The sequence below is a fragment of the Pseudomonas sp. genome (assembly GCF_051660785.1).
Lineage (GTDB): Bacteria > Pseudomonadota > Gammaproteobacteria > Pseudomonadales > Pseudomonadaceae > Aquipseudomonas.
Genome location: NZ_JBOFQE010000003.1, coordinates 13,056 through 31,148, shown reverse-complemented (window position 1 = coordinate 31,148; position 18,093 = coordinate 13,056). Strand labels below are relative to the sequence as shown.

Sequence of the window (18,093 nt, the reverse complement as noted above, 5' to 3'; positions counted from 1 at the left end):
TCATAGATTCAAAGGTGTACAAGTCAAATTGTTTGTATAAGTTTTTTGGGGCTACTTCCAGCCGAGGATCCAGCCTTCGCTATCTTTCAACGTCTGCCATGCAAGACGTTCACTGCGCCGGGTCAGCACCGCCTGCAACTCGACCTCCAGCACCGCGCCTTGCTCATCGCGGAACAGCTCAGTCACCAAAAAATGTTTTTCGCGGTTTTGCGGGCGGGCTGCTGTCCATTTCGACAGCAGCAATTTACTCGGATTTATGCGATTCACTGCAAGTGCTCATGCAACCGTCGCGCAGCTTCCTGGCCGCTGAGCCAGGCCCCTTCGACACGCCCGGACAAGCACCAGTCGCCACACACATACAGGCCCAGATCGGCATCGGCCAGGGCGCCCCATTCGTGACTGCTGGCGGGGCGCGCATAGAGCCAGCGATGCGCGAGGCTGAAGGTCGGGGCGGGCATGGCGCTGTGCAACAGCTCGGCAAACGCTCCGTGCAATTGTTCGATCACCGCTTCCTTGGGCAGGTCGATATGCTGACGACTCCAGGCACTGGTCGCATGCAGCACCCACGTGTCGAGGGTGTTGTCGCGCCCGGGTTTGCTGCGGTTGCGCGCCAGCCAGTCGAGCGGGCTGTCCTGCACGAAGCAACCTTCCATGGGCGTATCCAGCGGTACATCAAACGCCAGCGCTACCGCCCAGGTCGGCTCCATTTTGACCCCGGCGGCGGCCCCGGCGAGTTTCGGCGCGGAGGCCAGCAACGCAGTGGCTTGAGGTGCTGGCGTGGCGATCACCACGTGGCTGAACGGACCATGGGTGAAGCCCTCGGCGTCTTGCAAGTGCCAGTGCTCTTCACCGCGATAAACCTCGGTGATCCGGCAGGCGAAATGCACTTCCAGATCGCCGAGCAGGCCGCGAGTGATGGCGCTCATGCGTGGCGTACCGACCCAGCGCGTCTGTTCGTCCGGCGACAGGTTGAGCTGGCCGCCGTGGAAGGTATAGAGCTGCGGTGTCCACTCGGCGACCCAGCCGTTGGATTGCCAGCGCTGGACCTCGGTGACAAAACGACGGTCGCGGGCAGTGAAATACTGGGCGCCCATATCCAAGGCTCCCGCATCGCTGCGCTTGCTCGACATGCGTCCGCCACTGCCGCGGCTTTTATCGAAAAGTTGAACGATGTGCCCGACGTCTGTCAGGGACTGGGCGGCTGAGAGTCCGGCGATGCCGGTGCCGATGATTGCGATAGGTACAGTCATAGGGGCCTCGTTTACCTTTCTGTACAGACTACGCCGTGGATGAAACCTGTACAATATTGTTTTTTGGTATAACTTTTAGCATTCTCGATCTGACAGCTTGGCCTATTGTTAAACACAGACACTGCCCGATATCAAAGATCCCTGCTTATAAAAATAGACTAGTGATCAGGGTAAAACGCCACGCGAGGAAGAAGTCATGCACATATTGCTGACCGGCGGTACTGGTTTGATAGGACGTCAACTCTGCCGACACTGGTTGAGCCAAGGACATCGTCTGACCGTCTTGAGCCGCACACCTGAAAAAGTCGCAAAAATCTGTGGCGCCCAGGTTCGCGGCGTCGCGTTACTCGAAGACCTCGGACAAGAACCGGTGGACGCGATTATCAACCTGGCAGGCGCGCCCATTGCTGACCGGCCATGGACGTCCAAACGCAAAGCCTTGCTCTGGAGCAGTCGCATCACCCTGACTGAAACCTTGCTGGCGTGGCTCGAAAAACGTGAGCAGAAACCACAGGTATTGATCTCCGGTTCCGCCATCGGCTGGTACGGCGACAGTGGCGAGCGGGAGCTGACCGAAGCGTCTCCGCCGTCCATCGATGATTTCGCCAGTCAGTTGTGCATTGCCTGGGAAGAAACCGCCCAGCGCGCCGAGGCCCTCGGTGTCCGGGTGATTCTGATTCGAACCGGGTTGGTGTTGTCCGCCGAGGGCGGCTTTTTGTCGCGGCTGTTGCTGCCGTTCAAACTGGGGCTGGGCGGGCCTCTGGGCAGTGGTCGGCAGTGGATGCCATGGATTCATATCAACGATCAAATCGCCCTGATTGATTTTCTTCTGCATCGCAACGACGCCAGCGGTCCTTATAATGCCTGCGCGCCTAAACCGGTGCGCAACAGCGAATTCGCCAAGACGCTGGGTAGCGTGCTGCACCGCCCGGCCTTCATGCCGATGCCGGCCCTGGCCTTGAAAGTGTGCCTGGGCGAGTTGTCACTGCTGTTGCTGGGCGGCCAGAAGGCCGTACCGGCGCGCTTGCTGGAAGCGGGTTTCACGTTCCAGTTCACTGATTTGCGCGCGGCCCTGGACGATTTGTCCCGCCGCCTTTGAAATAGGACGTTGCATGACCGATCACGCATTGCTTCTGGTTAACCTGGGTTCGCCTGCCTCCACCTCGGTGGCGGATGTCCGCAGTTACCTAAATCAATTTCTGATGGATCCGTACGTGATCGACCTGCCATGGCCGGTGCGACGCTTGCTGGTGTCATTGATCCTGATCAAGCGACCGGAGCAGTCGGCCCATGCCTATGCGTCGATCTGGTGGAAGGAGGGCTCGCCGCTGGTGGTGCTCAGCCGTCGCCTGCAACAGGCCATGACTGCCCAGTGGACCCACGGGCCTGTAGAGCTGGCGATGCGATACGGCGAGCCGTCGATTGAGACGAAACTGGTCCAGTTGGCTGCTCAGGGCTGCAAAAAAATCACCCTCGCGCCGCTTTATCCACAGTTTGCCGACAGCACAGTGACCACCGTGGTCGAAGAGGCCAAGCGGGTGTTGCGCGAGAAGAATCTCAATGTGCAACTCTCGATTCTCCAGCCGTTCTACGATCAGCCGGAGTACCTCGATGCCCTGGTGGCCAGTGCCAGACCGCATTTGCAGCAGGATTACGATCACTTGTTGCTGAGCTTTCACGGTTTGCCGGAGCGCCACCTGACCAAGCTCGATCCGACGGGCAAGCATTGCTTCAAGAATGAGGACTGCTGCAAGAATGCTTCTCCAGCGGTGTTGGCCACCTGTTATCGCGCGCAATGCCTGCGCACCGCGGCGCAGTTCGCCAAGCGTATGGGTTTGCCGGACGGCAAGTGGTCAGTGTCGTTCCAGTCTCGTCTGGGCCGTGCAAAATGGATCGAACCCTACACCGAAGCGCGCCTCGATGAATTGGCCGGAATGGGCGTGAAGAAAGTGCTGGTGATGTGCCCGGCGTTCGTTGCCGATTGCATCGAGACGCTTGAGGAGATCGGAGATCGCGGCAAGGAATTGTTCCGCGAAGCGGGGGGAGAGGAGCTGGTGCTGGTGCCGTGCCTCAACGACGATCCGCAGTGGGCGCGGGCGTTGAACACCTTGTGCGAACGAGCGCCGTTGGCATTGTAGTAACACAAACTGTGGCGAGGGAGCTTGTCGGATCGCCGCACCGTCCCGCTGGGTCGCGAAGCGGCCCCAAAATTATCGCCTTCGACGAAGATATTGTGAGTGCTGCGCACTCAAGCGGGACGGTGCGGCGATCCGACAAGCTCCCTCGCCACAGGGGGTTGAGTCGTCTGTTACAACAACGGCTCATCCGCCTTCTTGTGCTTCCAGCTGTCATTGCCCGGCAGCAGTAGATTCAGCCCGATCGCCACCACCGCGCAGAGCGCGATGCCTTTGAGGCCGAAGTCGTCCGGGCCAGTGCCGGTGCCGACCAGCACACCGCCAATCCCGAACACCAGCGTCACCGAGACAATCACCAGGTTGCGCGCCTCGCCCAGGTCGATCTTGTGGCGAATCAGCGTGTTCATGCCCACCGCAGCAATCGAACCGAACAACAGGCACAGAATCCCGCCCATCACCGGCACCGGGATGCTTTGCAGCAGCGCACCGAACTTGCCGACGAACGCCAGGCTGATGGCAAAGATCGCCGCCCAGGTCATGATTTTCGGGTTGTAGTTCTTGGTCAGCATCACCGCGCCCGTCACTTCGGCGTACGTGGTGTTAGGCGGACCGCCGAACAGGCCGGCTGCGGTGGTGGCAATGCCATCGCCGAGCAGGGTGCGGTGCAGGCCGGGCTTCTTCAGGTAATCGCGGCCGGTCACGCTGCCGACGGCAATCACCCCACCGATATGCTCGATGGCAGGAGCCAGGGCTACCGGAACGATGAACAGAATCGCCTGCCAGTTGAATTCCGGCGCGGTGAAGTGCGGAATGGCAAACCACGGTGCCGCGGCAATTTTCGCGGTATCGACGACACCAAAATAGAAGGCCATGGCAAAACCGACCAGCACGCCGGAGATGATTGGCACCAGGCGGAAAATGCCCTTGCCGAACACCGCGACGATCAGGGTGGTCAGCAGCGCTGGCATCGAGATCAGCATGGCGGTCTGATAATGAATCAATTCGGTGCCGTCGCCAGCCTTGCCCATCGCCATGTTGGCGGCAATCGGCGCCATGGCCAGGCCGATGGAGATGATCACCGGGCCAATCACTACCGGCGGCAGGAGACGGTCGATGAAACCGGTCCCTTTGATCTTCACGGCCAGGCCGAGGAAGGTGTAGACGAAGCCCGCCGCCATCACGCCGCCCATGGTCGCTGCCAGGCCGAACTGGCCCTTGGCGAGAATGATCGGGGTGATGAAGGCAAAGCTCGACGCGAGGAACACCGGCACCTGACGGCCGGTGACGATCTGGAACAGAATCGTCCCCAGACCTGCGGTAAACAGCGCCACGTTCGGGTCGAGGCCGGTAATCAGCGGCATCAACACCAGGGCGCCGAAGGCCACGAACAGCATCTGCGCGCCAGACAGCACCGTGCGCCAGAGCGGATCGTTGAACTCTTGCTGCATGCTCAAGCGTCCTTCTGCTTGGTACCGAAGATCTTGTCTCCAGCATCGCCCAGGCCCGGGATGATGTAACCGTGTTCGTTAAGTTTTTCGTCAATGGAGGCAGTGTAAATCGTCACGTCCGGGTGCGCTTTGCCTACAGCGGCAATGCCTTCCGGCGCGGCAACCAGCACCATGGCGCGGATGTCGCGGCAACCGGCTTTTTTCAGCAGGTCGATGGTCGCGACCATGGAGCTGCCGGTGGCGAGCATCGGGTCGATGATCATTGCCAGGCGTTCGTTGATTTCTGGAACCAGTTTTTCCAGGTAGGTGTGGGCTTGCAGCGTCTGTTCGTTGCGGGCCACGCCCACGGCGCTGACTTTGGCGCCCGGGATCAGGCTGAGCACGCCTTCGAGCATGCCGATACCGGCACGCAGGATCGGTACCACGGTAATCTTCTTGCCGGCGATTTTCTCCACCGACACCGTGCCGCACCAGCCTTCGATGTCGTAGGTTTCCAGCGGCAGGTCTTTGGTGGCTTCATAGGTCAGCAGGGCACCGACTTCCTGAGCGAGCTCACGGAAATTCTTTGTGCTGATGTCGGCGCGGCGCATAAGGCCGAGTTTATGGCGGATCAGCGGATGGCGGATCTCGAGGATGGGCATGGGAAAGGCTCCGGCGGCGGGCAAAAAAACCGGCCTAGATTAATCTATCCGAGGGTGTTGTCCTATAGACATACAGTACGTTAGTCCACAAACGCTTGATCTGGCCGTGCGGGATGCGTACCTTTGCCCGCTTTTCCCGATCCGCCACCCCCTGGAGAGCGCCATGTCCGCTGATCTCGAGCATATCCGTCAAATCATGCGAGAGGCTGACTGCCTGTACACCGAAGCTGAAGTCGAGGCGGCCATCGCCCGCGTCGGTGCACACATCAACGAAGAGCTGGCTGACAGCAATCCGGTGGTGTTCTGCGTGATGAACGGCGGGCTGATTTTCGCCGGCAAGCTGCTCACCCATCTGCAATTCCCGCTGGAAGCGTCTTACCTGCACGCCACCCGTTATCGCAACGAAACCAGCGGCGGCGACCTGTTCTGGAAAGCCAAGCCGGAAGTCTCGTTCATTGACCGTGACGTGCTGATCATCGACGACATCCTCGACGAAGGTCACACCCTGGGCGCGATCATCGACTTCTGCAAACACGCCGGCGCGCGCAAAGTGCACACCGCCGTGCTGATCGACAAGGACCACGACCGCAAGGCTCGCCCGGACCTGAAAGCCGATTTCGTCGGCTTGCCGTGCATCGACCGTTACATTTTCGGTTACGGCATGGACTACAAAGGCTACTGGCGTAACGCTAACGGGATTTTTGCTGTCAAAGGCATGTAAAAAATGACCACGCCGCGTTTTCTCGATCAATCCTTGTTCACCGAGCTGGCCGAGAAAGCAGCGGCCAATCCTCGCGGGCGTCAGCATCACAGCTTCCATCAGATGGAGGAGCCCTGCCACCGCATGGCGGTGGGCTTGCAGCCAAACACGTATATCCCGCCTCACAGACACTTGGGCGACAACAAGGCTGAGACCTTGTTGGTCCTTAAAGGGCGGCTCGGTTTACTCATCTTCGACGAGTCCGGCGTGATCGTGAAGAAACAAGTCCTCGTCGCCGGTGGTGACTGTGTCGGTGTGGACCTGCCAACCGGTGTGTTCCATGGCCTGGTGGTGCTGGAAGCCGACAGTCTGATGTTCGAGTGCAAGGCCGGTCCTTATCGACCGGTGGGGGAGGGTGAGCTTGCGCCGTGGGCGCCACGTGAAGGCGAGCCGGGTGTGGCCGAGTATCAGGCCTGGATGCGCGCGCAGTTCGATTGATCCCATACCCTGTGGGAGCGAGCCTGCTCGCGATAGCGGTCTGACTGGCACATTTATGCTGGATGTGCCGACGTAATCGCGAGCAGGCTCGCTCCCACAGTGGATCGCGTCCACAGAAGTAATTTCAAATACCCATGCTAGAGTGCTCGGCCCCGCCCTTCGGAGCCCGTCATGAGCCTTTTGATCCGTAGCTGCGCCGCTTTTTTGCTGACCCTCAGCCTGCCACTGGCGGCCGCCCCGGCGCCGATGCACGCGCAGTTCCTGCCGCCTGACGACCTGACCCTGCGTGACGCGGAGCCCGAACAGCAACAGCTGTTGCAGGTCACCGAGTATTCGGTGGTGGTCGGCAGCCAGCGTCAGTCCAATCAACAGCCGATTCCGGTCACTTCACCGCTGCTGATCCGCCTCAAGGGCAAATCCTTGAACAAAGGCGCGACCATCAATCAGGTGCTGGTCAATTTCGATGGCGAAAGCAAAAGCCTGAAAAAACCGATCTACGACGAAAAAAACAAAACCCTGACGCTTTTTTACCCGATGGCGCAGTACCGGGTGGTGATTGACCTGTTGCGCAATGACACGGTGTATTGCCAGTTCCTCAGCTACGCCAACGGCCATGTCTGGGCCGATCTGCACACCGGGGCTGTTCGTCCGCGTTGAGCCTTGTGCCCGGGCAGGGGTAAACTGCCCGCCCCGTGAAATGTCTGCGAGCTGGAGTCGGCAATGCGTAAAGATAAGAAACAAGTGATTGGTGACGAGATCGGCGATGAGCAGATCAAGTTGTTTCTCGATTTCGAGCCGGTCGACGCCACCTCGCCGTCGCTGCACAAACTGATCAAGGCCTACCGTGGCCTGCGCATCGATGACTTCGAGCGTTTTCTGACGTTCTTCGTCGAAGCCGGTCTGGACCTGGATGGCAAGGATGAGCACGGCAATGATTTCGTCGCCCTGATCAAGGATCAGCGCAATGCGGCCGAGTACATCGAGCTGATCGCCAAGGCGCGCGGTATTTGAGGTGATCCGGTTTCTTGTGGCGAGGGGATTTATCCCCGTTCGACTGCGAAGCAGTCGCCAACTGATTCAACGGAGTGGTCGCATAATTTGGGGCCGCTTCGCGACCCAACGGGGATAAATCCCCTCGCCACAAAATAAAGTGAGCCAGCAGTATTGGTTTCACAGTCCATAAAAAAAACGCCCCGCTCTCACTGAGAACGGGGCGTTTTTTATGCGGCCGAATCAAGCGTAGCTTTCGGTCTCGTTACTGGCTTCAACCAGTTCCAGCGCGACGTTGTTGTGCGCATTGATCTTGCGATACAGCGCAGCGTCGGTTTCCAGAACCTTTTCCCGAGCCGGGAAGATTTCCGCCAGCTTGGCAGCCCATTCACCGGACGCCTTGTTCGGGAAGCATTTTTCGATCAGCTCAAGCATGATCGAAACAGTCACCGAAGCGCCTGGGGACGCACCGAGCAGGGCGGCAAGGGAGCCGTCCTTCGCCGCGACCAGTTCGGTACCGAACTGCAGAACGCCGCCTTTTTTCGGGTCCTTCTTGATGATCTGCACCCGTTGGCCGGCCACTTCCAGGCGCCAGTCTTCGGCTTTCGCTTCAGGGTAGAAGCGACGCAGGGAATCGAGGCGCTGCTCCATCGACTGCATCACTTCGCTGACCAGGTACTTGGTCAGGTCCATGTTGTTTTTCGCCACAGCCAGCATCGGCCCGATGTTGCCGGCGCGAACCGACATCGGCAGATCCATGAAAGAACCGTGCTTGAGGAACTTGGTGGTGAAACCGGCGTAAGGTCCGAACAGCAGGGACTTCTTGCCATCGACCACTCGGGTGTCCAGGTGCGGCACCGACATCGGTGGCGAACCCACGGCTGCCTGGCTGTAGACCTTGGCCTGGTGGTGTTTGACCACTTCCGGGTTGTCGCAACGCAGCCACTGGCCACTGATCGGGAAACCGCCGAAGCCTTTGCTTTCTTCGATGCCCGACGCCTGCAACAGCGGCAGAGCCGCGCCGCCAGCACCGAGGAACACGAACTTGGCGTCGACTTCACGGGTATTGCCGCTGTTGACGTCCTTGATGCTGACGGTCCAGCCGCCGTTGTTACGCTTGAGGCCAGTCACGCGCTTGCAATACTTGACCTGGGCATCGGGTGCGCTGGTCAGGTGCTTGAGCAGTTGATTGGTCAGGGCGCCGAAGTTGACGTCGGTGCCGTTCATCACGCGGGTGGAGGCGACAACTTCGTCGGCCGGCCGGCCCGGCATCATCAACGGCATCCACTCGGCCATTTTGGCCTTGTCTTCGGTGTATTCCATGTCCGAGAACGCGTGGTGCTTGCTCAGGGTCTTGAAGCGTTCCTTGAGGAAGGAAACCCCATCATTGCCCTGCACGAAGCTCAGGTGCGGCACCGGGCTGATGAACGATTTGCACGAGCCGAAGGTGCCTTTTTTGGTCAGGTAGGACCAGAACTGCTTCGACACTTCAAATTGAGTGTTGATGTGCACGGCTTTCTTGATGTCGACGCTGCCGTCGGCGGCCTGTGGCGTGTAATTGAGCTCACACAGCCCGGCGTGACCGGTGCCGGCGTTGTTCCACGGGTTCGAACTCTCCGCGGCACCGGAATCCATCAGCTCGACGACTTCCAGCTTGATCGCGGGGTCGAGTTCTTTGAGCAGTACGGCAAGGGTGGCACTCATGATGCCGGCCCCAACCAGTACTACGTCGACTGCTTCGTTATGCGCCATTTAACGCGTCTCCAAAATCTGCAGCACCAAATTGTCGGCATGGCTGCCAGGCGTTCAGGGGCGTGTCAGTGATGCCCCAGCTATCCATGGTCAGTGTCGCCATGTCCGAATCTTCGCAATTTTTCGCAACTTCGACGGACGCTACCGGCCGGGTCAATGAGGTCAATGAACTCATTTCAACACGCGACTGGCAATTCGACTTATGGTCGAGACATCCGTTTGTGCAACCAAATCCGTAGCGGACAGGCTTCAGGCTCCGGTGTTCGAGGAGTACTCGGTCCTGTGTCGTTGGGCTGTTTCAGACGCTAATGGTGCATGTTCAGACGCAAAACTATTCATTTGCTCGCCACACTCTTGTGAAGTTGTGAAAACCCGTTTTTTTCACGCTCTTTTGAAGACGTGAACCTCAAAAAAGGGCTGTCCCAGCCTGGCACCGTGCCCGATTGGATTGCCGTCATGGGGTACATGACAGGCAAAACGGGCAAACAGCTCAGTGACCGAGCGTAATGACAGCTCTGCAGATTCGCGAAAAGTGGGGGTTTTGCTCAAGGAACAGCAAGCGCGCCAGCTTCACTCGATCTGTGTGGGCGGCTCTCTGTGGGCGGTGCGGGGTGCCAATACCGAAGCATTGACGATGCTGCGAGGCCCGATCAGGAGACGTCCTTATAATCGGGGGGAGATTGTATCTAAGAAACGCAGGGAAATGGACGTGATTAATGACTTTTATTAGGCGTCTGGTCAGGTGGTCAACAGATGTTGCACCCGTGCACGTGGCTGGCGCTGGCTGACACGGGCACTCGGAGGCAGCGGATGGTGCAGCCAGTTGAGGCGGATTTCTTCGATTTCGACCCAGCCATCGCCCATCGGCTGGAGGCTGCACTGCTTGAACGCCTGGCAGTGGCCATTGCGGTCGAGCAGGGCAAAGCTGCGGTGCAACGGGCGTGGTGCGAACAGCGAGATGAGATAACGCATGGCGAAGTACCTTGTGGGTGACCTGCCGAGAAGGTTGCCAGCGAGCCGTTACGTGAAAGTGTATAGGCGATGACAGATGTGTGACAGGAACCGGTTTCCCAAGGGTTTGTCAGACATTTCAGTATTCATTGCGAGACGCTAGTTAGCGACGATGGCCCACCGCTATACTGCGGGCCTGTTTGTGCCTGATTCTGGAGAGAAGAGCATGTTGCAACGCCTGTTGTTCGGTTTGATCACTGTGACCAGTTTGACCCTCGTCGGCTGCGCCCACAGCCCGCAACAACTGAACCCTGAACCCAAGCTGACGACTCAGCTGGCGCCGGTCGGCCGTGGTCAGCCGGTGGTGGTGCGTGTGGTGGACGGTCGTCCGTCGCCAACCCTGGGCACCCGTGGTGGCTTGTACCCTGAGACCAGCGCGATCACCGTGCAGGGCGCGCAGATCCTGCCGAAGTTGCAGGCTCAGGCCGAGGCGGCCGTACGGTTGCTGGGCTTTACCCCGACCTCGAATGCACTGAATGCTCCACAGTTGACGGTGACCCTGGCCGAGCTGAAGTATCAGTCGCCAAAAGAAGGCATGTACGTGACCGAGGCAACCATCGGCGCGACGTTCCGTTCTGATGTGCAGAATGCCAACCGTCGCTACAGCGGTCGTTACGGTGCGTCCCTGGATCAGCGTTTTGGTATGGCGCCAAACCAGGAAACCAACACCAAGCTGGTCAGTGATGTGCTGAGCGATGCGTTGACGCGTCTGTTCAAGGACCCGACGATTGGTCAGATTCTCAGCGAATAACGTTCGCGAGATTCAAAAAAGCCCGGTGCCAGCAATGGCCCCGGGCTTTTTCATGCCCACCGGTTTTGCGGGTGAACACCGAACCACTGTGGGAGCGAGCCGGCTCCGGGCGGCGTTCCGACGATGGGATTCAACATTCAACATCACTGTCGTCTGACACTCCGTCATCGCGAGCAGGCTCGCTCCCACAAGGGATCCACTGTGTCAGGCCGCTTGCGAATAAAAATCCAGCACACTCACACCCGTCAGCAAATCCGTCTCCGGCAAATCCGCATGTTGATGCCCACCCAGCGCGCAATACACCAGCCAGTGGCGGTCCTGAACGTTAAAGGCGAGGCTTCCTACGAGGTTTTGCTGTTCGTCACTCGGGGCGATGAGGTAGAGGCGGTCCTGGTTTTCGGCGTGCAGCATGACGGTTTCCGTGTCGGTTTCGAGGGGCGACAGACTGGCGTAACCAGATGACGGTGCTGTGACACAGGACAGCATTTGGTCTGATGTTTCGTTATTTGTCGGAAAGGCAGGGCAGGTGGGCAGGCTTTCGGTAGAATCCGCGCCGCAATCGTCGGTTCGGCGTTTGTCACACCTGTTTTGCCGAGGTCCGTGATGTCGTTGCATTTGATTTCGCTGTTCACCCACCATCCCGCCAAGTTGATCAACCTGCTGGCCTTACTGTTGGCCTTCCCGGGCGGTTGGCTGCTGCACGCCACTCGTCGTCGTGAACAACGCGCAATGGCTAGCCTGGTCGCCCAGCGTCAAAGCCGGCCGAGTGAAGAGCCTGTCCTGGATTGGGCCACCTTGCGCATGAACCGGTTTTTCTACCGCTTCGGCTTCGCGTGCCTGGGGTTGGCGTTGCTGGTGTCGTGGATCAGCACACGCTTCTGAATCTCTGACGCAGAACCCTGTGGTGAGGGGATTTATCCCCGTTCGGCTGCGCAGCAGTCGTAAATCGGCGCACACGGTCTGTCTGAAAACTGTGATTGCAGGTTTTGGGGCTGCTTCGCAGCCCAACGGGGATAAATCCCCTCGCCACAGGATGCCGTAGTTGTATCCAGGCAATTACAACGGCAACCCAGCCTTGACGCGGTACTGATTGCGTACCGGTGTGGCGTATTGCAGCACCATGAACGGACGATGTTCCTCAGGGCAGGCTTCCAGTCGGCGTTGCCATTCTTCCTGGGCCTTGGCCAGTTCGTCCGCCGCAAACACCTGGGCAGCCTTCGGCACCTGCAACTGCGGATCGGCGTCTTTCCACTGGGCGTACGCCAGGTAGTGCACCGGGAACAACCGGTAGCCGCCGAGGATCTGCCGGTCCATTTCGATTGCCAATTGCTTGGTGTCGTCGAACAGTTCGGTGATCGGCGCGGCGAAGTTCACGTGCACCCGGCCCTTGTAGCCGGTGATGCCCTTGGCGATGCTGACGTCGTCCTCACCCGGGACTTTGGTGTAGCTGCCGGTGGTGGCACGGATGAACAGCTCGCGGGCCTTGGCCTGGTCGCACGGGTCGTATTCGTAGCTGATCGACACCGGGCTGACGTTCAGCGAGCGGATGACTTCGCCGAACGGCTCGTCCTTGCGGCTCATGTGGAACATTTTCAGGATCGCCGACTCGGTGCGGTCGTCGCCGTCTTTGGCCCGACCTTCGGCCTGGGCGATCCAGATGGAGGCGCAATCGTTGCGGATCGAGTGGTTGATGTAGGCCGACAGCAGCTGATACGCCGCCATCTTCTCGCGACGACCAGTGATCGAGCGGTGCACGATGAAGCTCTTGTTCAGGCGCATCAGGTCGCTGACGAAGGGCTTTTGCAGCAGGTTGTCGCCGATCGCGATGCGCGGTGTCGGCAGGCCGGCGTGGTACACCGCGTAGTTGACGAAGGCCGGGTCCATCACGATGTCGCGGTGGTTGGCGATGAACAGGTACGCGCTACCGGACTTGAATTGCTCGACGCCGGTGTACGTCACACCGTCCGTGGCCCGTTCGATGGTGTGGTCGACATACATCTCGACTTTATCCTGCAACGTGGCCACCGACGTCACGTCGGCGAACTCACGGCGCAGCCGATGAGCTATAAGAGGTTTGAGCGCCCAGCCGAAAGCACCGGCAAAACGCGGGAAGCGGAAGTGGATGAGGATATCTAGAAACGCCTTGTCGCCGAGCAGTCGGTCCAGCACCGCTGGGACTTCGCTGTCGTCGTAAGGTCGGATGGCATCGAATTCGCCCATCATGCTCTCTTGTTAGAAACGGCTAGGGTAAGTAAAGGTTTTGCTCGAAAACCAACGGGGCACGGTCTGAAAAGTTAGCCAGACAAAAATAGCCCTGCAAATAGACCGGCGATTATACGCACAAGTCACCTGGGAGACCGCGATGCTGGAAACTGCGCAGTATGAATGTCCGTATTGTGGTGAAGAGGTCGAGACAACGGTGGACCTGTCCGGGGGCGATCAGACCTATATCGAGGACTGCCAGGTGTGCTGTCGGCCGATAACGTTTGTGTTGCAGGTTCATGGAGAGGAATGGCATCTCGAAGTAAAAAGTGAAAACGAGTAAGGGGCGTCTATGCAGCGAATCTACGAGCCGGAAAACCTGATGGAAGGGGAGTTGCTGCAAGGCATGCTGGCCAGTGAGGGCATCGAGGCGCATCTGATGGGCCGCGATTTAGTCGGCGGGACCGGCGAATTGCCCATCTTCGGCCTGCTGGGCTTGTCGGTGGACAACGACCAGGCCGAATACGCCCGCGAGCTGATCACCGCGTACAATGCCGCGCTGCCACTGCCCGGTGATGAACCGGACAGTTTTCCCGGCACGCTGGTCTGTTAGGCTGACGTTCGTTTTATTTAGAGTCGTGTTGCCCCATGTGTGGACGTTATGCCCTGTTTCGCTGGAACCCCGCCTTCGCGGCCCTGCCCGGCTTCCCCGCCGATCAGCAGGCCCAGTGGAATATTTCTCCCAACGATTCGGTGTTGATGCTGCGTGCAGGCGTCGATGGTCAGCGTGAGCTTGCCCGCGCACGTTGGGGTTTGACGCCGCCGTGGCTGACTGACCTTTCCCGCACCCCGGCCCATGCCCGGGCCGAAACGGTCGCGGAACAACCGATGTTTCGCCAGGCCCTGCGCGAACGCCGTTGCCTGCTGCCGGCCAACGGTTTTTACGAATGGCGCGGCACCACCCGCAAGCGGCCGTACTGGCTGACGCCGGGGGAGGGCTCCACGTTATTTTTTGCGGCGATCTGGGAAGCGTATCCGGTGCAGGAACAGGTGTGGCTGAGTACTGCAGTGATCACCCAGCCGGCGGCGAGTCAGCGTCGGCCGTTGATTCTTGATGCGGCGGGGCAAGCGGCGTGGCTGAATCCTGAAACGCCATTGCATGCCTTGCAGGCGTTGCTCGCCAGTGAACCTGCTGCGTTGCGCGAGCGGGTGCTGGCGAATCTGGTGAATGATCCGAAGCTTAATGGGCCGGAGTGTCTTACCCCCGGTTGATGAGCCGTGAGTGTCTTCAAATATTTGTCAGGTTCAAAATCGACCCCTCACCCCAACCCTCTCCCCAGAGGGGAGAGGGGGAAAGGGAGCCGATCTTCATGCTTTTCAAAACCTGAGTCCGGCTCGGTAATTCAGGTCGATGTACCTCGAAAGATCACCTCCGTCAGTCCCCTCTCCCTCCGGGAGAGGGTTAGGGTGAGGGGGCTCTTCAGACCTTGAACTGATTGATCAACCGCCGCTGCTGCTCAGCCAGTTTGGTCAAATCCGCACTCGCCGCACTCGATTCATCCGCGCCGCCCGCCACTTCATTGGCCACTTGCCCGATGTTGATCACGTTACGGTTGATGTCGTCCGCCACCGCACTCTGTTCCTCAGCCGCACTGGCAATCTGCGTGTTCATGTCATTGATCACCGACACCGCCTGAGTAATCGTCTCCAATGCCTCGGCTGCCTTCGCCGCATGCTGCACGCTTTCGTCCGTACGGTTCTGGCTGTCCTCCATCACCCGCACCACATCGCGGGTGCCTTGTTGCAACTGCTGGATCATGGTCTGGATTTCTTCAGTAGCCTTCTGGGTCTTCTGCGCCAGGTTGCGCACTTCATCGGCCACCACCGCAAAACCCCGACCCTGTTCACCGGCCCGCGCCGCTTCAATGGCCGCGTTCAAGGCCAGCAGGTTGGTCTGCTCGGCGATCCCGCGAATGGCGGTGAGGATCGCGTTGATGTTTTCGCTGTCCTTGGCCAGGGTCTGAACGACGCCGACAGCCTTGCCGATTTCCACGGCCAGCACGCCAATCGAGTTCGACGTATCGCGCACAATCTGCATGCCCTGCGCCGCGGCCTGATCGGCATGGCTGGCGGCTTGTGCAGCCTGGGTCGCGTTGCGCGCCACATCTTGCGCAGTGGCGGTCATTTCATGCACCGCGGTGGCCACTTGATCGATCTCGGCCATTTGCTTCTGCACACCGATGTTGGTGCGGATGGCGATGTCAGCGGTGTGTTCCGACGAGTCGCTGACGCTCTGCACCGAGGTCACGACCTGGGTGATCATTGCCTGCAACTTGGCCAGGAACGTGTTGAAGCCTTTGGCGATCGAGCCCAGTTCATCGGCGCGGTCGCTGGTCAGGCGGCGCGTCAGGTCGCCTTCGCCTTTGGCGATATCGTCGAGCATCGCGACCATTTGCTTGAGAGGCCGTGCGATACCGTGGCCCACCAGCCAGATCACCAGCAAACCGATACCGGCGATCAGCAAGCCGACCATGGCCATGCCGAAGGTGTCGGACTTGCGCTGAGTGTCCAGATCGCCCTGCAGTTTTTGCAGGTCGGCCATTACTGCGTTCAACGGCAGTTGCTGCATCAGGGTCCAGCGCGCGTCGGTCTGGCCGATGCCGAACGGCAGGTACAACTCGATCCGCCCTTGGGCCTTGTCGACGGTGTAAGTCACTTCGCCGCGCTTGAGGTTGGCCATGTTGGCGATCTGTTGGCTGTCGAGGATGTCGCTGACCTTCTCGCCGAATTTGCTCGGGTCCTTGGTGTAGGCAACGATCCGGCCATTACCGCCGATCAGCGCCATTTCCCCTGCGCCGCTGTACAGTTTCTGATTCGCGCCCAGCAACATTTCCTGGATGAAGTTCACCGACAGGTCAGCGCCGACGATGCCCTGGAAGGCGCCGTTGAGCATAATCGGTTCAATGAAGGAGGCGAGCATGACGATTTTGTCGCCGACCTTGTAGGGTGCCGGATCGATCACGCAGGACTTTTTGGTTTCTTTCGAGCACAGGTAGTACTCGCTGGCGCGCACGCCAGTGGACAGGGTTTTCTGGTCGTCGACGTCCACCAGTTTATCCAGGCCCAGGGTGCCATCCTCGTTGCGGAACCACCACGGCAGGAAGCGCCCGTTGCTGGCGTCGATGCCGACCACCTTGGTGTCGACGTAGGCCGCGTCGTTGTGATCGAGCGCGTCTTTTTCCCAGCCTATATAAGTGCCGAGAATTTTCGGGTTCTTGGCCACGTTTTCCTTGATCAGGCTGATCAGCTGCTCACGGCCCAGGCTCAGCTGCGGCTGGCCATCGGCGCCCGGCGTGCCGATCAGTGCGTTGACCCGCACCAGGCCGCCGGCGATCAGCAGCGGCGCTTCGAGTTCGCGCTGGATCTGGCTGACCTGGGTTTGCGCCAGGGAGGTCAGGCGCTGCTCGATGACTTGCTCGAATTGCGCCTGGGTCCGTTCCTGGACCATGTCTTGCGTCCGGGCACCGGAAAACAGTGCGTACAGCACCAGCGCGGCGACTACGCTAAGAACGATGGCGCCGGCGAGGGCGGCCACGGAAAACTGGATCGACTTGAATTTCATGGGTGCTCCGCACGCAAGAGGACGACTGCGGTGGTGTATCGGCAGGCGCCCGGAGGGGCATGAGCGGGGTTGGGCGAAATGGCTGTTTTGGAGTGTTGGATGTCGCAAATGAATCATTGCGGGGCGTTGTTGGCCGTGGCGGGCGTCGGTATGTGAATTTTTTCCTGCAGCCATGAGAGTTTTGGCTGAAATGTGCGTCTACTCATCTGCGTAACTGGCGTCGATACATTCCCGCCCAGGATACGCGTCATGTTTCCAGGGAGTTTTTGATGAACAAGACATTGGTTGTGTGTGCGCTGAGCGCAGGTTTGCTGCTTGCCGGTTGTCAGTCGGTCAATACCACCAGCGGTGGCGCCGTGGGCGTTGAGCGCAAGCAATACATGTTCAGCATGTTGTCCACCGACGAGGTCAACCAGATGTACGCTCAGTCTTATCAAAAGACTGTCGGCGAGGCGAACACCAAAGGTGTGCTGGACAAGACCAGTAACGACGCCAGACGCGTGCAGGCGATCGCTGACCGGCTGATTGCACAGGCGCCTGTTTTCCGTCCGGATTCGGCCCAGTGGAAATGGGAAGTCAACCTGATCAAGAGCGACGAGCTCAATGCCAACTGCGGGCCTGGCGGCAAGATCATTTTCTACACCGGGCTGATCGACAAACTGCAACTCACCGACGATGAAATCGCCGCGATCATGGGTCATGAAATTGCCCATGCCCTGCGCGAGCATGGTCGTGAAGCCATGTCCAAGGCGTACGGTGTCGAGATGGCCAAGCAGGGCGCTGGCGCGTTGCTCGGTCTGGGCCAGGACAGCCTGGCCCTGGCGGACACCGTGGCGAAATACGGCATGACCTTGCCCAACAGTCGTGGCAATGAGAACGAGGCGGACCTGATCGGCCTCGAACTGGCGGCCCGTGCGGGTTACAACCCCAATGCCGCGATCACGCTGTGGAACAAGATGAGCAAGGCCTCGGAAGGTGCGCCACCGGAGTTCTTGAGCACTCACCCGGCTTCGTCCAGTCGGATTGCCTCGTTGCAGGCGGCGATACCGAAGGTGATGCCGTTGTACGAGAAAGCGCCGAAGTCTTGATAGAC

At 59.4% G+C, this 18,093-nt stretch carries 21 protein-coding genes and 1 pseudogene; 12 read left to right on the top strand and 10 right to left on the bottom strand.

Annotation, left to right across the window (positions count from 1 at the left end):
• Positions 1 to 51 precede the first annotated feature (51 nt).
• Positions 52 to 267, bottom strand: a complete 216-nt coding sequence (locus ACRC4F_RS00710; RefSeq protein WP_438657648.1) for a TIGR02450 family Trp-rich protein — start codon at positions 265 to 267, stop codon at positions 52 to 54.
• Positions 264 to 1,250, bottom strand: coding sequence for an NAD(P)/FAD-dependent oxidoreductase (locus tag ACRC4F_RS00705; RefSeq protein WP_438657647.1), 987 nt, complete (start codon positions 1,248 to 1,250; stop codon positions 264 to 266). The genes ACRC4F_RS00710 and ACRC4F_RS00705 overlap by 4 nt, the downstream gene beginning before the upstream one ends.
• Positions 1,251 to 1,446: 196 nt before the next feature.
• On the opposite strand from ACRC4F_RS00705, the gene ACRC4F_RS00700 reads away from it, so the two are divergent.
• Positions 1,447 to 2,349, top strand: coding sequence for a TIGR01777 family oxidoreductase (locus ACRC4F_RS00700; RefSeq protein ID WP_438657646.1), 903 nt, complete (start codon positions 1,447 to 1,449; stop codon positions 2,347 to 2,349).
• Between the two features lie 13 nt (positions 2,350 to 2,362).
• Positions 2,363 to 3,388: a ferrochelatase gene (gene hemH / locus ACRC4F_RS00695; protein WP_438657645.1), complete on the top strand. Its 1,026-nt coding sequence runs from the start codon at positions 2,363 to 2,365 to the stop codon at positions 3,386 to 3,388.
• A 170-nt stretch (positions 3,389 to 3,558) separates the two neighbouring features.
• Here hemH and ACRC4F_RS00690 read toward each other — a convergent pair whose 3' ends face one another.
• Both ACRC4F_RS00690 and upp read right to left on the bottom strand, forming a co-directional pair.
• Positions 3,559 to 4,833, bottom strand: coding sequence for a uracil-xanthine permease family protein (locus ACRC4F_RS00690; RefSeq protein WP_131059474.1), 1,275 nt, complete (start codon positions 4,831 to 4,833; stop codon positions 3,559 to 3,561).
• A 2-nt stretch (positions 4,834 to 4,835) separates the two neighbouring features.
• Entirely contained in the window at positions 4,836 to 5,474 is a 639-nt protein-coding gene (gene upp, locus ACRC4F_RS00685; protein WP_201120549.1) for a uracil phosphoribosyltransferase, read from the bottom strand.
• Positions 5,475 to 5,637: 163 nt separating this feature from the next.
• Between upp and ACRC4F_RS00680 the strand changes: the two genes are divergently transcribed.
• The 4 genes from ACRC4F_RS00680 to ACRC4F_RS00665 all read left to right on the top strand — a co-directional run bounded on the left by ACRC4F_RS00680 (position 5,638) and on the right by ACRC4F_RS00665 (position 7,683).
• A complete protein-coding gene (locus ACRC4F_RS00680) occupies positions 5,638 to 6,195 on the top strand; it encodes a hypoxanthine-guanine phosphoribosyltransferase (RefSeq protein ID WP_090180149.1) in 558 nt (185 codons plus the stop codon).
• A gap of 3 nt (positions 6,196 to 6,198) precedes the next feature.
• Positions 6,199 to 6,672: a WbuC family cupin fold metalloprotein gene (locus ACRC4F_RS00675; RefSeq protein WP_438657644.1), complete on the top strand. Its 474-nt coding sequence runs from the start codon at positions 6,199 to 6,201 to the stop codon at positions 6,670 to 6,672.
• 171 nt (positions 6,673 to 6,843) lie between these two features.
• Entirely contained in the window at positions 6,844 to 7,329 is a 486-nt protein-coding gene (locus ACRC4F_RS00670; RefSeq protein ID WP_438657643.1) for a hypothetical protein, read from the top strand.
• A 63-nt stretch (positions 7,330 to 7,392) separates the two neighbouring features.
• On the top strand, positions 7,393 to 7,683 hold the full coding sequence (locus tag ACRC4F_RS00665) for a PA4642 family protein (RefSeq protein ID WP_438657642.1): 291 nt from the start codon (positions 7,393 to 7,395) through the stop codon (positions 7,681 to 7,683).
• 222 nt (positions 7,684 to 7,905) lie between these two features.
• Here the strand turns inward: ACRC4F_RS00665 and mqo are convergent, their stop codons facing one another.
• Both mqo and ACRC4F_RS00655 read right to left on the bottom strand, forming a co-directional pair.
• Positions 7,906 to 9,414, bottom strand: coding sequence for a malate dehydrogenase (quinone) (mqo, locus tag ACRC4F_RS00660; RefSeq protein WP_438657641.1), 1,509 nt, complete (start codon positions 9,412 to 9,414; stop codon positions 7,906 to 7,908).
• Positions 9,415 to 10,152: 738 nt separating this feature from the next.
• Positions 10,153 to 10,386 (bottom strand): hypothetical protein, encoded by a 234-nt coding sequence (locus ACRC4F_RS00655; RefSeq protein ID WP_131059469.1) that lies wholly within the window; start codon positions 10,384 to 10,386, stop codon positions 10,153 to 10,155.
• 205 nt (positions 10,387 to 10,591) lie between these two features.
• Here ACRC4F_RS00655 and ACRC4F_RS00650 point away from each other — a divergent pair, with 205 nt between their 5' ends.
• On the top strand, positions 10,592 to 11,176 hold the full coding sequence (locus ACRC4F_RS00650; protein ID WP_109634763.1) for a YajG family lipoprotein: 585 nt from the start codon (positions 10,592 to 10,594) through the stop codon (positions 11,174 to 11,176).
• A 204-nt stretch (positions 11,177 to 11,380) separates the two neighbouring features.
• Here ACRC4F_RS00650 and ACRC4F_RS00645 read toward each other — a convergent pair whose 3' ends face one another.
• Positions 11,381 to 11,587: a hypothetical protein gene (locus ACRC4F_RS00645; RefSeq protein ID WP_438657640.1), complete on the bottom strand. Its 207-nt coding sequence runs from the start codon at positions 11,585 to 11,587 to the stop codon at positions 11,381 to 11,383.
• 192 nt (positions 11,588 to 11,779) lie between these two features.
• Here ACRC4F_RS00645 and ACRC4F_RS00640 point away from each other — a divergent pair, with 192 nt between their 5' ends.
• Positions 11,780 to 12,058, top strand: coding sequence for a hypothetical protein (locus ACRC4F_RS00640; protein ID WP_438657639.1), 279 nt, complete (start codon positions 11,780 to 11,782; stop codon positions 12,056 to 12,058).
• A gap of 174 nt (positions 12,059 to 12,232) precedes the next feature.
• Here ACRC4F_RS00640 and ACRC4F_RS00635 read toward each other — a convergent pair whose 3' ends face one another.
• On the bottom strand, positions 12,233 to 13,396 hold the full coding sequence (locus tag ACRC4F_RS00635; protein ID WP_438657638.1) for a 1-acyl-sn-glycerol-3-phosphate acyltransferase: 1,164 nt from the start codon (positions 13,394 to 13,396) through the stop codon (positions 12,233 to 12,235).
• 142 nt (positions 13,397 to 13,538) lie between these two features.
• Between ACRC4F_RS00635 and ACRC4F_RS00630 the strand changes: the two genes are divergently transcribed.
• From ACRC4F_RS00630 to ACRC4F_RS00620, 3 genes are read left to right on the top strand one after another with little or no spacing between them, the layout of a single operon-like run.
• Positions 13,539 to 13,721 (top strand): CPXCG motif-containing cysteine-rich protein, encoded by a 183-nt coding sequence (locus ACRC4F_RS00630; RefSeq protein ID WP_438657637.1) that lies wholly within the window; start codon positions 13,539 to 13,541, stop codon positions 13,719 to 13,721.
• Positions 13,722 to 13,730: 9 nt separating this feature from the next.
• The gene (locus ACRC4F_RS00625) at positions 13,731 to 13,991 is read left to right on the top strand and encodes a putative signal transducing protein (RefSeq protein ID WP_438657636.1); all 261 of its coding nucleotides are present in this window, start codon (positions 13,731 to 13,733) and stop codon (positions 13,989 to 13,991) included.
• Positions 13,992 to 14,026: 35 nt separating this feature from the next.
• Positions 14,027 to 14,650 (top strand): SOS response-associated peptidase, encoded by a 624-nt coding sequence (locus ACRC4F_RS00620; RefSeq protein ID WP_438657635.1) that lies wholly within the window; start codon positions 14,027 to 14,029, stop codon positions 14,648 to 14,650.
• Positions 14,651 to 14,858: 208 nt separating this feature from the next.
• On the opposite strand, the gene ACRC4F_RS00615 is transcribed toward ACRC4F_RS00620, so the two are convergent.
• Positions 14,859 to 15,602 carry a methyl-accepting chemotaxis protein gene (locus ACRC4F_RS00615; RefSeq protein ID WP_371916308.1) on the bottom strand — a complete coding sequence of 248 codons (744 nt, stop codon included), beginning with the start codon at positions 15,600 to 15,602 and terminating at the stop codon, positions 14,859 to 14,861.
• A 111-nt stretch (positions 15,603 to 15,713) separates the two neighbouring features.
• Positions 15,714 to 15,911 (bottom strand): annotated as a pseudogene (locus ACRC4F_RS00610) (HAMP domain-containing protein); the annotation flags it as partial.
• Positions 15,912 to 17,269: 1,358 nt separating this feature from the next.
• Here ACRC4F_RS00610 and ACRC4F_RS00605 point away from each other — a divergent pair.
• Complete coding sequence (locus ACRC4F_RS00605) at positions 17,270 to 18,088, top strand: M48 family metallopeptidase (RefSeq protein ID WP_438657634.1); 819 nt, start codon at positions 17,270 to 17,272, stop codon at positions 18,086 to 18,088.
• The last annotated feature ends 5 nt before the right edge of the window (positions 18,089 to 18,093 follow it).

Coding starts and splice junctions, on each gene's coding strand:
- ACRC4F_RS00700 (WP_438657646.1), top strand. CDS start 1,447: ATGCACATATTGCTGACCGGCGGTACTGGTTTGATAGGACGTCAACTC.
- ACRC4F_RS00645 (WP_438657640.1), bottom strand. CDS start 11,587: ATGCTGCACGCCGAAAACCAGGACCGCCTCTACCTCATCGCCCCGAGT.
- hemH (WP_438657645.1), top strand. CDS start 2,363: ATGACCGATCACGCATTGCTTCTGGTTAACCTGGGTTCGCCTGCCTCC.
- ACRC4F_RS00650 (WP_109634763.1), top strand. CDS start 10,592: ATGTTGCAACGCCTGTTGTTCGGTTTGATCACTGTGACCAGTTTGACC.
- ACRC4F_RS00690 (WP_131059474.1), bottom strand. CDS start 4,833: ATGCAGCAAGAGTTCAACGATCCGCTCTGGCGCACGGTGCTGTCTGGC.
- ACRC4F_RS00665 (WP_438657642.1), top strand. CDS start 7,393: ATGCGTAAAGATAAGAAACAAGTGATTGGTGACGAGATCGGCGATGAG.
- upp (WP_201120549.1), bottom strand. CDS start 5,474: ATGCCCATCCTCGAGATCCGCCATCCGCTGATCCGCCATAAACTCGGC.
- ACRC4F_RS00675 (WP_438657644.1), top strand. CDS start 6,199: ATGACCACGCCGCGTTTTCTCGATCAATCCTTGTTCACCGAGCTGGCC.
- ACRC4F_RS00620 (WP_438657635.1), top strand. CDS start 14,027: ATGTGTGGACGTTATGCCCTGTTTCGCTGGAACCCCGCCTTCGCGGCC.
- ACRC4F_RS00670 (WP_438657643.1), top strand. CDS start 6,844: ATGAGCCTTTTGATCCGTAGCTGCGCCGCTTTTTTGCTGACCCTCAGC.
- ACRC4F_RS00705 (WP_438657647.1), bottom strand. CDS start 1,250: ATGACTGTACCTATCGCAATCATCGGCACCGGCATCGCCGGACTCTCA.
- ACRC4F_RS00635 (WP_438657638.1), bottom strand. CDS start 13,396: ATGGGCGAATTCGATGCCATCCGACCTTACGACGACAGCGAAGTCCCA.
- ACRC4F_RS00655 (WP_131059469.1), bottom strand. CDS start 10,386: ATGCGTTATCTCATCTCGCTGTTCGCACCACGCCCGTTGCACCGCAGC.
- mqo (WP_438657641.1), bottom strand. CDS start 9,414: ATGGCGCATAACGAAGCAGTCGACGTAGTACTGGTTGGGGCCGGCATC.
- ACRC4F_RS00605 (WP_438657634.1), top strand. CDS start 17,270: ATGAACAAGACATTGGTTGTGTGTGCGCTGAGCGCAGGTTTGCTGCTT.
- ACRC4F_RS00625 (WP_438657636.1), top strand. CDS start 13,731: ATGCAGCGAATCTACGAGCCGGAAAACCTGATGGAAGGGGAGTTGCTG.
- ACRC4F_RS00640 (WP_438657639.1), top strand. CDS start 11,780: ATGTCGTTGCATTTGATTTCGCTGTTCACCCACCATCCCGCCAAGTTG.
- ACRC4F_RS00615 (WP_371916308.1), bottom strand. CDS start 15,602: ATGGCCGAGATCGATCAAGTGGCCACCGCGGTGCATGAAATGACCGCC.
- ACRC4F_RS00630 (WP_438657637.1), top strand. CDS start 13,539: ATGCTGGAAACTGCGCAGTATGAATGTCCGTATTGTGGTGAAGAGGTC.
- ACRC4F_RS00680 (WP_090180149.1), top strand. CDS start 5,638: ATGTCCGCTGATCTCGAGCATATCCGTCAAATCATGCGAGAGGCTGAC.